This window comes from Salinarchaeum sp. IM2453, from assembly GCF_019693215.1.
Lineage (GTDB): Archaea > Halobacteriota > Halobacteria > Halobacteriales > Salinarchaeaceae > IM2453.
Genome location: NZ_CP081183.1, coordinates 917493 through 931937, shown reverse-complemented (window position 1 = coordinate 931937; position 14445 = coordinate 917493). Strand labels below are relative to the sequence as shown.

Here is a 14445-nt window from a genome sequence, read left to right as displayed (position 1 = left end):
TCTCAACTATAGAATTCCAGATAACTCTGCGATCCCATACAAGATATCACCATATGTCAATGCCACGATCAATCCGACGATTATTGGAACAAAAAACGGCATTCCCGGTGATACCCAAATACGGTCTTTTTGTACAATTACATCTAATCCTTGCCGCAATGTCTCCGGATCTGTTCCGTATGCATTCCCTTTAATTGAATCGAGAAATTGCTCGGCTCCCCACGGGTCATCGTAATCTCCTCCATCAGCAATTGCCCCATCTGTTGGCGGGTTTGGATTATCAGGGATGGTTTCTGGATCTCGTAGTTCCTCCGATCGGTTTCGAATGTCCTCTAATGAAACGCCTCGCCACCGGAGATACATCCGCAATGCGTCAAGATCAAGTCCTCTTCGAACCGGACCTTCTGCGCTCTCCAGTAGTTGTCCATGCGAATTTGATAACGAATCCCAATCCTCTTGACGGCCAATTGCCATTCGTCTCTCGAAGTCGCCGTTAAGAGCATTCTGTACAACCAACGCCACGGGATATACTGCCCCGATTAATACTGCATTTGTCAGTATTGTCAACCCAAATGCTCCAATGTCTGTTGTTACAATAGGATATACTGCTTCTCCAATCTCATATCTTGGAAATACTGGAAACAACACTGCTAAGACCATCAGTCCTTTTGCATCGGCTCCACCAAATCCTCCGATTAACCAGAACCCGTACGCGAGTGGGATAATGAGTCCGATAGAAACCACTGTCCCAACTAAAAACTGCGTCCAGACTATCCCTTGGCCCCAATAGTGCACTGTGTCGGCTAGTAAAACCAATATCCCGAGACCTGCAATTGGCAACCAAATCTGATCAGGAACGCGACGAATTCTAATATCTTTTATAGCCGCCCAGACCAGTACTGGGAGAACAACTAGCCGGAGCAAGTCTGTCCAGCGAGCTGCAATTGGTCCGAGTTCAATCACGGTTATAAACGTGTCTGGAATATGCTTAGTGATTCCGAATTCTTTGACACTGCAGTTGTCTCATAATCTACAGGCGGAGCAGGCCGAGTGCCTCGGGGGTTGACCTCGAGGCCGTTTACGTGCAACTCATCGCAGTGTGAACTTACTCCGCCCTACTCGCTCCCGTTGGTCGCTCCTTGAGGACGGGGACGTAGCCTGCAAAAGTTAAATATTATTCACATACATCTAGTTGTTAGCTGTTATCACTTACGAGAAAACAGCCGGCAGGCGCGTTATATGACGCGATCCTGCAGGTAGTCGAGGTGCTTAGCGTTACAGACGATTTTGACGTCGTCGCTTTCTGCGGTTGCAACACAAGATAGACGGACGTTTTTGTCGTTAACCTCTTCATCACTGAGAATCTGCTGCATGTCCATGTTTACCTCGCCATCGACTACAATTGTTGCACAGTTTGCACATGCACCGGCGCGACATGAGAACGGCCAGGTAAGACCTTGTGCCTCAGCGGCTTCAAGGATGTATTCGCCAGGTGAAACTTCAAACTCACCGTAGTCATCGTCTCCTAAGCCCTCTTCGGCTGCTTTCTCGAAGTTTTCTTCATCGTACAGATCCCAGTCGTTGTCGTCAATCACTTCGTAGTTGAGGTATTCTACTGTCGGCATCAATCCCTTTATTCTGTGTACTCTTTGTTAGAACTTACTATTCTGGATGTGAATGATTCTCAATAAATGCAGCCTTGTACGGTATTATCCTTCTGATATCCTCCGATAAATAATGTTTCTTCGTGATCTTGTTTTCCTGCAATACCATTCGTTGGGAGTAGATTTAAGAGGTATCAGGATGATTCCAGAGCGTATGAAGGATATTGTTCATACGGATAACGCGCCAGAAGCAGTAGGCGCATACAATCAGGCAACGATAACTGAAAACTTGGTTTTTACCGCTGGACAGCTCCCAATGACTGCTGACGGTGAACTACTTGATGACGAACCAATTGATGTACAAACAGAGCAAGCACTCTCAAACATCAAAGCTGTTCTTGAGGAAGCGGGATCAGGAATGGATAATGCTCTGAAAGTAACTGTTTACCTCGATGATATTGACTCATTCGACAGCATGAACGAAACCTACAGCTCCTTCTTCGATGAGGAAGCTCCAGCACGGAGTGCCGTTGAAGTAGCAAACCTTCCAAAGGGCGTCGGTGTCGAAATAGAGGCTATTGCGGCTCGGTGAAGTAACTCAAAGCAACTTCTGAGCGGAGAAGTTATGATCCTTATCTTGTTACTGGCATGTCTTTTGATAATTATTACCATTCCGTCTCACCGCTGGCCATTGATAATCAGAAGATTTTAACCCAATTCCCCTACTATACACAAACAGGCCAGGATGGCCGAATCTGGTAAGGCGCACGCCTGGAAAGCGTGTTCCCTCACGGGATTCTGGGTTCAAATCCCAGTCCTGGCGCTTTTATTCAACTTCACTACTCTGAATCCGCTTATATCCGTTTATGAACTCAGAGATACTCTGTAATTGTGAGCAGATCTTCTTTTTCTCGGCCAAATGCGTCGATGTCATTATGCTCTGTTATGTTATCCTTTGCAAGCGCCTTTGCTTGATCTGCCCCCATCGGAAAGAACGGAATCGGATCCAGAGCTGATAGTCCTATATTAGCCAATGACATCGGAACCGGGACGATTGTTGCTTTTTTTCCATCCGCTTTAGCTACTCTCTTTGTAATTTCAGCGAGGGAAAGAACTTCTGGTCCACCAATCTCATATATCTCGTTTTTGTGTTTGGATTCCTCTATTGCGTCAGCAATCATCTTAGTCAGGTCACCAACCCAGATTGGTTGGAATCTTGTTTTACCGCCGCCGGGAAGCGGTTTGATTGGACCTGGAGATACTTTCTTAATAAACGGAATAAATTCACCTCCATCACCAAATACAATTGACGGCCGAAAAATCGTCCAGTCAGCAGAGCTTTGTTTGATCAGTTCTTCTGATCGGCCTTTCGCTTGGATGTAGGCCGTTTCTCCGTGTGGATCGGCACCAAGTGCACTTAATTGTATGATCTGGCTGATATTGTGTTTTTCTGCCGCCTTAATCGTCGAATTAGTCGCACCGACGTGCACCTTCTTGTGTGTTAGGTCTCCTGGAGGCTCAAACAATGGAGACAGTGCAACGAGATTAACCAGTACATTGTGGTTCTCTGCTGCATCAATAACCGCTTTTTGATCGGTTGCGTCACCAGCGATGGTTTCAATACCTTCAGGAAGTATCGCGTCATCTGGTGAACGTGAAAATACGGTTACATCATGATTTCGGCCCTGTAGCTCCGTTGCTAATGCAGTTCCAATGAATCCAGAACCACCAATAAGAAGAATGCGCATACTACAATATAGTGGTCCACCAACATAAACAACGAGGCAGCAGCAGCAAACTCTCGTTACAGTAAAATGTTGTACTGATTTTACAATCCACCTTAGTACATGTTATATGGTAGCAAAGAGACTTGTAGGCGCAGCCAATAAGTTATCATATGCACGATGCGATCTTGGTTCCGACTGACGGATCGCCAGTTATGGATACTGTTGTTGCGTATGCCGATCAACTTGCACAGCAGCATGGGGCAGTTATTCATCTGCTTTATGTAGTCGATACGGGGTCCTTTGGTGGGTTGCCAATGGAGGCTGCACTTGAGGATCTTACCGATCAAATGCACACAGAGGGTAAACAAGCACTAAAGACCGCACAAGAACGAGTCTCAGGAGAAGCTATTACCCAAGTCACGGAAGGCTCTCCAGCCGCTGCTATTACCTCGTATGCTGAGAATAATAATTGTGACTTGATCGTTATGGGTACAAGCGGACGAACTGGACTTGACCGTGCCATGATCGGGAGCGTAGCTGAACGAGTCGTGCGAAATGCTCCTGTCCCTGTAATAACGATGAGACAAGATTCGGAAACTCCCTAACGGCGAGAAAAAAGACGAATTGATCTCTCAAACTCACGTCTTCAGAAAACAGTATTTGATGTTACAGACTATCAATAAATCTCAGAATTAACGAAATATCATACAAACAATCTGCGTGTAGTTGACTGGAAACTGTGTAATCAACACTGGTCAGTCTGATTCAGTTGTCGTTACCGATTCAAACTCATCACGGCGGCCAAATCGTCGAAGTACAAGCCTTTGATATCCAATAATCAAAACCAGGAATACAACTAACGCAGCACCAATCAATATCCATGGTTCAATTCCAATAGCAACAACATCAAACAAATCAGCAAGTGGTGTATACAGGATCAGCAGTTGGAAAACGAATGCAACTCCAACAGCCAGTATTAGCCATCGATTTGAAACTATCGAAAGATTATATTCTCGACGGACAACTTGTACCATTGCAATTTCAAACATTGCAAGAGCTGTGAACAACACTGTTTGGGCGAGAATAAACTCTGCTGGATCAGCCCCGACATAGAAGAAAAACAATGGCAAGAATGCCGCTGATGCAATAATTCCAGTCCCAGCAGTCATCCCAAGAATTGTTTTATCGATGATTGATTCGTCAGGCTCTCTTGGCGGCCGATTCATAACGTCTGGCATCGTCTTATCAGCAGCAAGTGCAATTGCTGGTGGACCGTCAGTAATAAAATTCACCCATAGAATCATCACTGCGGTTAGCACGACACCTTCAGTTGCTGAGAACTCTTCTTGAAAAAATAAACTGCCGATAAGTGCCCCGATAAATACAAACAGCACCTCAGCAGCATTCGTTGAAAGCAGATAATTTGTCACCTTCTGGATGTTATCATATATTGTTCTACCTTCTCTGACGGCATTTCGAATTGTGACGAAATTGTCGTCCTGTAAAATAATATCACTGCTCTTTTTTGCTACATCTGTACCTTGAATACCCATCGCAATACCTACATCTGAACTCTTCAATGCTGGTGCGTCATTGACCCCGTCTCCTGTCATTGCCACATTATAACCTAGGTCCTGTAAGATTCGGAGAATCTGAACTTTGTGCGATGGTGAAACACGTGCAAATATTTCAGTGTCTCGCACAACATCACGAAGTTTATCCTCCCCTATTTGTTCGATTTCGCTGCCAGTGTACACTTTTGAATCATCAAAACCAAGATTACGGCCGATGGCACGAGCTGTCTGTTTATCGTCTCCTGTTGCCATCACAACCTGAATTCCTGCGTTTCTACAGTCGGCGACCGCTTCTTTAACCTCCTCACGCGGCGGATCAATCATTGCCTGTATCCCAAGAAGAATCATCCCCGACTCAATGTCCTCCTCGTTTGCATCTGGATCTTCGACCTGCTTTCTAGCAAATGCTAATACACGAAGTGCATCGTTTGCATATGTTGAACTTTGTTGCTCAATTTGCTCTCTGTCAGCATCAGTAAGCTCTTCAACCCCATTCTCTGTTCGAAGACGATCACAGCGTTCAAGAACCATCTCTGGTGCTCCTTTCATATACGCGGTATCGTCGTCAATAATGGTCGTCATTCGCTTTCGATCCGAGTCAAACGGAATAAGCCGTGTCCTTTCGTCTCTTGCCGAAATATTTACTTGATGTCCTGCACGAAGCAATGCAACTTCCGTTGGACCTCCAGTGTACCCATCCTCAGTTTGCTCAGCATTATTACAGTATACACCACAACGAAGGACATCGGCGACAGGATTGTCGGTATCCGATAGATCAGAGTGCTCCTGTAACTCGCTGAATTTATGATCTGAACCAGCGGCAAAAAGACGTGTGACTGTCATTTCTCCCTGCGTTAACGTCCCTGTTTTGTCTGTGATTATGTAGTTAACAGACCCAAGTGCCTCGACCACCGGCAGCCGCCGGACGAGTGCATTTTGATCAAGCATCCGACGAGATCCAAGTGCAAGTGCAAATGTAACAATTACTGGCAGTGCTTCTGGAATGGCGGCCACCACCAATCCAATGGCGAGAAGTGCAAGTGTAAACCAATCTGTTCCTGTAACCACGCCTTGAATAAAGGCGAGAACGACGACAAATCCTGAAATTAAAATTCCAAGTCGACGCCCAAGATCATCTACTTCTTTCTGAAACGGCGTTCGTTCATCCTCTGTAGTTTGGAGTTCGTCTGCGATATCTCCAAGCTGGGTATCCATTCCAGTTTGCGTTACAACAGCTACGCCTTGTCCACGGGCAGCATCTGTTCCTTTGAAGATCATATTCTGTCGTTCCGCGACAGGTGTCTCTGGAGCAACTGTCTCAGTTGACTTTCGCACCTGTGTACTTTCTCCAGTCAATGGGGCTTCGATTGTGGCAAGTGAATCCGATTTAATCACCCGGGCATCAGCAGGAATAGCGTCCCCTTGCTCAAGGAAGACTATGTCTCCTGGGACTAGTTCCGTAGCATCCACCTCAACTTTTGACCCATCTCGCAGAACCGTTACCGACGGCATTGACATTTTCTGTAACTCAGCGATTGACTGTTCAGCTCGGTAGTCTTGGAAAAACCCGAACAATCCATTTCCAACCAGAATCAGCGATATAATGACTGCCTCTCCATATCGAGGAGACTCACCTGGTATTGCCCCAACTCCTAACGACAACACCAGTGCAACAAATAAGATATAGACGAGGTAATCTCGAAACTGATCGAGTAAAATTTCTAGAGCGGATGGAGCCTCCTGCCGTTCGATTTTGTTTTCTCCATATGTCTCAAGCCGCTCTGTTACCTCATCTGACGACAGCCCAGATTCGTCTGTATCATAGGCAGCAAGTACGTCAGAGACCGAGCTAGCATGCTCGTGCGATACATCAGATGAACTATCAGGAATACCTTCAACAGCAGTATCGGATGTCGATCCCACACTGACAACTATGACCGAGAGATCAAAATGGTTTGTAATACTCTGATATACCCAAAATTGCATCTAAAAAATAGTATATATTTATAATATACCTCTGCCGTAGGGAATTTTGGTACAATCAAAATAGTCGTATATATCTCTATATAGCTCAATAGAGTACAATAGCGATCAATATATAACTAATAGTAATTACCTTATGTAGCTACATACATTATCCAGTTGAAGCCGTCACAGTTATGCTCCGGCTTTTTGTGATACCATGTCCCAAAAAACGCCTGCCTCTGATTCTTCCACAACGATCACTGATAATCAAGAAGATACACTAATTTCGATGGACATAGATGTCGAGTCGTCAGCACAGCATACACAGACTGACACCACTGTTGTTAGAACTGAAGACCTCAGCGTATACTACGGTGACCAGAAAGCAATTGACGACGTATCAATCCAGATTCCAGAAAAGCAAGTCACCGCTATTATTGGTCCTTCAGGCTGCGGTAAATCGACATTTATTCGCTGTTTTAACCGTATGAATGACCGGATTGATAGCGCACGTACAGAAGGTGATGTGTATTTTAAAGACACCAACATATACGACTCTGATGTTGATCCTGTTGTGCTACGTCGGAAAGTCGGACAGGTCTTTCAGAAACCCAACCCGTTTCCTAAATCAATATACGACAACGTTGCCTATGGACTCCGAATTCAAGGGAAGGCAGATGATGTTGATCTTGATGAAGTTGTTGAACAGGCACTTCGGGATGCTGCCCTCTGGGATGAGGTGAAAGACCAACTTGACGAGTCTGGGCTTGAGCTGTCTGGTGGCCAGCAACAACGGCTATGTATTGCTCGTGCAATTGCCCCAGATCCCGAGCTACTATTAATGGATGAGCCAGCCAGTGCTCTTGATCCGGTCGCGACTGCTGAGATTGAAGACCTCATTGAGCAATTGGCTGAGGAATATACCGTTGTTATTATTACACACAACATGCAGCAGGCGGCCCGTACTTCCGATAAAACAGCGGTTTTCCTGACCGGTGGTGAGTTAGCTGAGTTTGCTGATACAGCAACCATCTTTGAGAATCCAGATGATCCCCGAGTTGAAGACTATATCACCGGGAAATTTGGATAACAATGCCTCGAGATTCATATCAACAGCAGCTAGACGACCTGCGCGAGGATGTCGTCTTGATGGCTGATGAAGTCAATGATCGATATATTCAAGCTTTGAACTTATTTACCTCTGGAAATCGGCAGGACGCAAGAGCAATCATTGATGCGGATCATGAAATAAATGAACGTTATCTTGATCTTGAGCAGACATGCATCGACCTTTTTGCTTTACAGCAGCCCGTTGCAAGCGATCTTCGGTTTGTTGCTTCCTCATTCAAGATTATCACTGATTTAGAAAGAGTAGGAGACATTGCCACAAACTTGGCTAAGTATGCCACCGCTTGGAAAGAGATGGATCTCTTACAGCCGATTTCAATCGATGATCTCCTGTACATCGCGGAAACAGCACAAGAATTGCTGATGGATGCAGTTGCCGCATACGATGGACGCGATGCAACGTCAACTTGGAATATCGCCGCTCGTGATGAGCAACTTGACCAAGACTGTCGAGCTGCTAGTGATCGGATAATACGTAGTCTCATCAACAGTGATCTTCAAGAGCGGCCTGTACAGACACAAAAGCAGGCTCTTGATGAAATCTCAAATGCATTACTTGCTGTTCGAGACATTGAACGAGTTGGTGACCATGCAGTCAATATCTGCGCTAGAACGCTTTATATGGAACAACAGGATGCTGGATTAATCTACTGACACCATGTCAAAACAAAATGACCCAGAAACACGGAAAGTACAGTTAACAGGTGGATCAACATATACTGTCTCATTACCTAAAGATTGGGCAGCAACGCAGGACATTAGTCCTGGATCAATGGTCAACCTGTACACTGCACAAGATCAACTGGTTATTACGAACGAGAATAGCGTACAAAATCAAGACCACGTCGTAATCGATACACACAATCGTGGAGGCGATGATATTGCCCGTCGTATTGTTGCTGCCTATGTCTCTGGTGCTGAAGAGATCACGATTAGCGGTTCATGTGACCATGGTGAAAAACGCAAAATACGAAATACAATTACGGGTCTTGTTGGAATTGAAATTCACGAAGAGACTGAAGAGATAATGGTTGCGCGAACAATGCTGGATACAGATAATATTTCAGTTCAACAAACGTTAACTCAAATGAAACTAACTGCTGTTTCCATGCATAACGCTGCGACCACCGCAGTACTTACCAATAACTCCGAGGAACCACGACATATTAGACGACAGGACGACGATATTGATCGTCTTTTTCGATTGGTCTGTCGTGAATTCCAACAGACACTTTGCGATATGAGCGTTGCTGCAGAAACTGATCGATTGTCGATGTTCGACTACTATACAGTAGCCAGACAAATCGAACGTATTGGAGACCACGCAGAGAAAATTGCCGCCGTTGCTGATCGTATGTCAGACCCGCCTCCAGAAGATGTCGCCGAACAACTCGATACACTCAGCACTCGCTCCCGGCACATTGTTGATATGGCAGTCTCTGGAGTCCTTGATGAGGATTCAGATGTTGAACTCGGCGACGTAATCTCTGATGCTAACAGCGTAACTGCGGACGCAGAGTCACTTGATCGCGATCTATATGAAAAAGATATCACGGACAGCTACCTATTAGCAACCGTACTTGATAGTATTGTTCGAACAGCAGAATATGGCGCAAACATTGCTGACGCAGGCTTGCAATTTCGTATGCGCCATGCCAAGGAACGATAGTCCCACATAACTAACCAATCATGAATATTGATCAAGACCGTGTAGAGAATCAACAAATACGCATTGACTCACGAGGGATCGCTCTCTTTGGGGATATTCATGGCAATATGCCAGCATTGACTAGTGTATATGATGAGATTGTTACAGAGGGCCTTAATTCTCATAGCTATTGTGTCGGAGATCTCGTCGGGTACGGTCCACATCCAAACGAAGTAGTCAACTTCATCAGAGACCATGATATTCCTACGATTCAGGGAAATTACGACTATGGAGTTGGGATGGATAGCGATGAATGTGGTTGTGCATACAACTCTACAGAAGCTCGTCAGCACGGACGAACGTCAATAACATGGACGAATAATGTAATCTCTGATACTAATCGAGGCTATCTCAAAAGATTGGCCCAGCAACGTACTCTAGTAGTCGGTGGAACCAAAATCACGCTTGTTCATGGAAGCCCCCGGCGAATTAACGAGTACCTGTATGCTGACCGACCTGAGTCAACATTCAAGCGCTTACTGAATCTTATCGATTCGGATGTTCTTGTCTGTGGGCACACACATATCCCATATCACAAGCAACTGTCTGATGGACGACATATAATTAATGTTGGTAGCATAGGCAAGCCAAAGGATGGCGATTCTAGGGCATGCTACGTTCATCTGAAAGTACACGGATCAGGCCTGTCTGTGGATCACCGTCGCGTGCAATATGACATATCAGACGTCGTAACAGACATTAAACAATCAGGTCTTCCCGATTGCTATGCAAACGCACTTTGGTCTGGCAAGTCAGTTTAGCTATTACAGCGGCAGCGAGGCGAACGCCCTCCCCTTCAGGGGTGTGGATGAAGCCGACAACCGGGAATTTCTTCACGCTCGTAGCCACGGCTGGAGATTCAACGGAATACAAGCATGTACATAGATTTACCAACAATTAGCGCATGCCGACCTAAAATAACGGTATCTCTGAGTCACCGGGGTAGAACCACGCCCCCACCAGCGGATAGGAGTAACGGCCGCTTGGCTCAGCCAACGCTCGTCGGTCGCAAACCACAATCTCTCAACCAAGCGGTGCGGTGCCGTGGGAATTCCCCGACTTCAGTCCTGTCTCTTACCCACAACTCACGTCGCTGTCGGGATCGATGAACTCGGCTGAAAATACCGATCTCTACGGATGTGACTCCCTCATAGAACGATTTTGCCGATCTTGTTTATCCGCATTTAGTCACCCCCTACCGCCGATATTACTGCCCTCAACCACTTCTCATCTCGATCGCTCGAGCACAGATCGGGGTCGAACGCGTCTGAAACGTCCGTTTGAGCCTCGTGAACTTATGGGTAAAAGACAGGACTTCAGTTCTAGAGGAAGTCAATCAGGAAGCAACATTCTGAATCCGATTGATACAGATTACACAGCAGTTTCGTATCGGTGACGAAGGTAAATAGCAATACCATTCATCGCCAATAGGATAATTAACAAAATAACAATACCAAGTGCTGCAATCGCTCGAAATCCTGGTTCAAAACTAAATGACCACTCAAAAATCGTTGCTGTAAGCGCAACGTTTCGATCAAACGGTGTCCATGGAACGTGACGAGCTCCAACCAGCGTTCCAACCATAATTATTGGTGCTGTCTGTCCCCATGCGTCCGCTAGCCCGAGGATCATTCCTGTGAGAATTCCCGGCATTGCTGCTGGTAATACAACATTTCGTACTGTTTGCCATTGGGTCGCCCCTGTTGCATCTGACGCCTCTCGCATGCTGTCTGGGACTGCTCGAAGCGCCTCCTGTGCTGATACAATAACAATTGGCATAACAGTCAACGAGAGTGCGATAGCACCAACAATAATAATCGCATCGAAACCTAGTACATGAATCATCAGTCCAAGTATAACGAGACCATAAACAACAGACGGGACCCCAGCGAGATTAGCGAGATTTATTTCTATAACACGTTTCCACCGATTTTCCGGTGCAAACTCTTCAAGGTAGATTGCTGCTCCAACCCCGATGCCAAAGGTGAAAAGCGCTGTGAGGATCATCAACCAAAGCGATCCAATAACGGCAGCTAATATCCCAGCACTTGTAGGGTCCGTTGATCCTGGACTGATAAGAAACTGAATGATATCAATCCCAAAATCGGTAACTGCAACGTATGCTTCCCAGATAATATCTGCAAGTAACAATGTCAGTGCTGCAAATCCAACAAGTGCAGCACCCAAACAGACAACTTTGAACAGACGGCTTTTAAGATGTTCAACCTGCACTTTCCGGCTCTTTGACTGTGTGGAAAGCGCTTGCGTGTCTTGTTCCGCCATTATTTGTACACCTCCCGGAACCGATGTTTCATGTAGTCATTGAGCGTGTTCATCGCTAATGTGATAAGAAAGAGAATAAGACCAGCAGCAAACAGACTTTGATACTCAACACTCCCGACAACGGCTGTTCCCCGTGCTGCATTAACCATGTATGCAGTAATTGTCTGAATTTCATCGAAGAAATTCAGCGTTATCTGTGGGTTTCGCCCGGCGGCGAGAGTGACAGCCATTGTTTCTCCAATTGCGCGAGAAATGGCAAGAATATAGGACGCAAAAATACCAGAAATAGATGCAGGAAGTACAATTCGTGTTGATACTTGGTATTTGGTCGCCCCCAGTGCATATGCTCCATCTCGGAGACTGTCGGGTACAGCGTCCATTGCATCCTCGCTGATTGAAGCAACCATCGGGATAGTCATGATCCCGACAACGATGCTTGCTGACGCGGCGTTGACAATACCCGCCTCATACCCGAGAATATCCGCCAGTGGTCGAATTACCACCGGTGTCACAAATGAGATGGCAAAAAATCCGTATACAATCGTAGGGATACCAGCGAGAATCTCAAGTGTTGGCTTGAGATATGCCTTTGTCCTTGCACTAGCATATTCGGAAACATATAGGGCAGTCAGTGTCCCGATTGGAATCGATACCATTGCTGCACCAAATGTTACCAGAAGCGTTCCTGCTGCTAACGGGAGAAGACCAAATCTGGGATCAACTGCGTGTGACGGTCGCCATTCTGTGTCTGTGAAAAATTCAACAAATGATACACGCTGTATAATCTCACCACCAGTAAACACCGCTGTAATGATCCCAACCAGTGAACGGTTGAAAAAGAAATGCGCTGACTCGTTTATAAGGAGACCAAAAATTGCCAGCGTAGTAAGTACCGTAATCAACATACAACCAAACAGTGCCCAGCGAATAATCTGGCTTGTCCGTTTGGCACTTTTAACCGCTGTTTCAGTTGCCTGAACCTCCAACTGATTTTGCTCACTCATGGTCTGCTTTATTACTCATCAATTCCTAGATCGTCCAGAATATCGTCCATCTTGTCGTGATTCTCTTCCAATACGTCTTCTGGTGCCGGGAAGAAATCCACTTCTGGAGCAATTTCATCGACGTTATCGAAATAATACCGAATGAAATCCCGTCCGTGTTCCTCTTCAAATAGATCGTGATTTACAAAAATGAACAGTGGTCGTGTAAGTGGCTGATAATCCCCTGCTTCAATAGCTTCTGGTTCCGGGGGATACGCTTCGCCTTCGTCATGTTCTTCTTCATACCTGACCGCAGCTCCCATAACATCACCTTCTTCAAGAAATGCGTATCCACCAAACCCAATGGCAAACTCACTATCTTCAACGCCTTCAACAACTGCCAGTGTTTCGGTACGATCATTATAATCAGTACGGACGTTACCTGCTTCACCAGTTACTGCCTCAGTGAAATAATCGAATGTGCCTGAATCACTGTCACGCCCCCAAATATCTATTTCCTCGTCCGGCCATTCATCACGCACATCACTCCACTGTTCTACTTCCGACTCAAACTCATAGATGTCTCCCAACTCAGAGATTGTAATAAAATTGTCTTCATCTGGATCAAGGAACTCATTCTCGTCATTGATGTACACTGATAATGCGTCTTGTCCGACTTGGAATCGAGTAAACTCGACATCGTTATCATCTGCATCATCAAGTTCTTCGTCAGTAGCGGCCCGACTTGCATTTTGAATGTCTGTTTCTCCTTGTGTAAAGGACTCAAATCCAGCTCCAGTTCCAGGTCCCTCTACATTAATCGATATATCTTCATCGTAGTCGTCTTCAAAGCTCTCTGCAACAGTTTCTGTTAACGGTCGGACTGTGTTCGACCCAGACGCTTCAATCGTATCATCCCCGAATATATCAGTACACCCTGCAAGGGAAATAACCCCGATTCCACTAAGCGCAGTTAGTGCGTTTCGTCGTGAGATTCCTCCTCTTGGAGTATCTTCTGCTGCCATCAACTAGTACAACGCTGATACTGTACAAGTATTATTATAATATTTATATATTTGACGTGGTATGTATATAGAGGCAACTGGATTACACTATACCAGTATATATGTCTATATAGATCATTCAGCACGAGTTTGCTAACTACGTAGTAACAACCTACTTGGCAAAGTTCCTGTCAAACCGGACAATTACATCTCAACTGTTCCGTCTATATTTATCTAAATGTCATTTACTCAAGACTGTTTGATACAGATCTCAGGTTATTGTGTAATAGAAGAGTGGGCACGCGAGGATTTGAACCCCGGGCTGTCCGTGGTGAGTCAGATGAGCATTGGGATTGTGATTGTGCCGCGCGGACTCACGATCACAATAATATTGACCCATTACACGGCCGTTCTTCCAGGCTGAACTACGCGCCCTATAATTTAATACGAATCAATATAGAAAAATTTT

The 14445-nt window shown here is 45.6% G+C and carries 13 protein-coding genes and 2 tRNA genes; 7 read left to right on the top strand and 8 right to left on the bottom strand.

The window, feature by feature from the left end; genetic code table 11:
• Positions 1–6 precede the first annotated feature (6 nt).
• Positions 7–963, bottom strand: coding sequence for an A24 family peptidase (locus K0C01_RS04390; RefSeq protein ID WP_259372391.1), 957 nt, complete (start codon positions 961–963; stop codon positions 7–9).
• A 272-nt stretch (positions 964–1235) separates the two neighbouring features.
• Positions 1236–1625 (bottom strand): ferredoxin Fer, encoded by a 390-nt coding sequence (gene fer, locus K0C01_RS04385; RefSeq protein ID WP_221170822.1) that lies wholly within the window; start codon positions 1623–1625, stop codon positions 1236–1238.
• A gap of 193 nt (positions 1626–1818) precedes the next feature.
• Between fer and K0C01_RS04380 the strand changes: the two genes are divergently transcribed.
• Together K0C01_RS04380 and K0C01_RS04375 are read left to right on the top strand one after the other, a co-directional pair.
• Positions 1819–2196: a Rid family detoxifying hydrolase gene (locus tag K0C01_RS04380; RefSeq protein WP_221170821.1), complete on the top strand. Its 378-nt coding sequence runs from the start codon at positions 1819–1821 to the stop codon at positions 2194–2196.
• 147 nt (positions 2197–2343) lie between these two features.
• A tRNA-Ser gene (locus K0C01_RS04375) sits at positions 2344–2427 on the top strand.
• Between the two features lie 49 nt (positions 2428–2476).
• On the opposite strand, the gene K0C01_RS04370 is transcribed toward K0C01_RS04375, so the two are convergent.
• A complete protein-coding gene (locus tag K0C01_RS04370) occupies positions 2477–3352 on the bottom strand; it encodes a complex I NDUFA9 subunit family protein (RefSeq protein ID WP_221170820.1) in 876 nt (291 codons plus the stop codon).
• A gap of 149 nt (positions 3353–3501) precedes the next feature.
• Here K0C01_RS04370 and K0C01_RS04365 point away from each other — a divergent pair, with 149 nt between their 5' ends.
• Complete coding sequence (locus K0C01_RS04365) at positions 3502–3936, top strand: universal stress protein (protein ID WP_221170819.1); 435 nt, start codon at positions 3502–3504, stop codon at positions 3934–3936.
• A 150-nt stretch (positions 3937–4086) separates the two neighbouring features.
• On the opposite strand, the gene K0C01_RS04360 is transcribed toward K0C01_RS04365, so the two are convergent.
• Positions 4087–6828 carry a cation-translocating P-type ATPase gene (locus tag K0C01_RS04360; RefSeq protein ID WP_255568389.1) on the bottom strand — a complete coding sequence of 914 codons (2742 nt, stop codon included), beginning with the start codon at positions 6826–6828 and terminating at the stop codon, positions 4087–4089.
• A 331-nt stretch (positions 6829–7159) separates the two neighbouring features.
• Here K0C01_RS04360 and pstB point away from each other — a divergent pair, with 331 nt between their 5' ends.
• From pstB to K0C01_RS04340, 4 genes are read left to right on the top strand one after another with little or no spacing between them, the layout of a single operon-like run.
• On the top strand, positions 7160–7960 hold the full coding sequence (pstB, locus tag K0C01_RS04355) for a phosphate ABC transporter ATP-binding protein PstB (RefSeq protein ID WP_259372404.1): 801 nt from the start codon (positions 7160–7162) through the stop codon (positions 7958–7960).
• Positions 7961–7962: 2 nt separating this feature from the next.
• Positions 7963–8652, top strand: a complete 690-nt coding sequence (gene phoU / locus K0C01_RS04350) for a phosphate signaling complex protein PhoU (RefSeq protein ID WP_221170816.1) — start codon at positions 7963–7965, stop codon at positions 8650–8652.
• Positions 8653–8656: 4 nt separating this feature from the next.
• The gene (locus K0C01_RS04345) at positions 8657–9667 is read left to right on the top strand and encodes a phosphate signaling complex PhoU family protein (RefSeq protein WP_221170815.1); all 1011 of its coding nucleotides are present in this window, start codon (positions 8657–8659) and stop codon (positions 9665–9667) included.
• Positions 9668–9687: 20 nt separating this feature from the next.
• Complete coding sequence (locus tag K0C01_RS04340; RefSeq protein WP_221170814.1) at positions 9688–10467, top strand: metallophosphoesterase family protein; 780 nt, start codon at positions 9688–9690, stop codon at positions 10465–10467.
• A gap of 610 nt (positions 10468–11077) precedes the next feature.
• Here K0C01_RS04340 and pstA read toward each other — a convergent pair.
• From pstA to K0C01_RS04320, 4 genes are all read right to left on the bottom strand, one after another.
• Positions 11078–11989, bottom strand: coding sequence for a phosphate ABC transporter permease PstA (gene pstA, locus K0C01_RS04335; protein ID WP_221170813.1), 912 nt, complete (start codon positions 11987–11989; stop codon positions 11078–11080).
• Positions 11989–12993, bottom strand: coding sequence for a phosphate ABC transporter permease subunit PstC (pstC, locus tag K0C01_RS04330; RefSeq protein WP_221170812.1), 1005 nt, complete (start codon positions 12991–12993; stop codon positions 11989–11991). The genes pstA and pstC overlap by 1 nt, the downstream gene beginning before the upstream one ends.
• A gap of 11 nt (positions 12994–13004) precedes the next feature.
• Entirely contained in the window at positions 13005–13997 is a 993-nt protein-coding gene (locus tag K0C01_RS04325; RefSeq protein WP_221170811.1) for a substrate-binding domain-containing protein, read from the bottom strand.
• Between the two features lie 274 nt (positions 13998–14271).
• Positions 14272–14411, bottom strand: a tRNA-OTHER gene (locus tag K0C01_RS04320).
• Between the last annotated feature and the right edge of the window lie 34 nt (positions 14412–14445).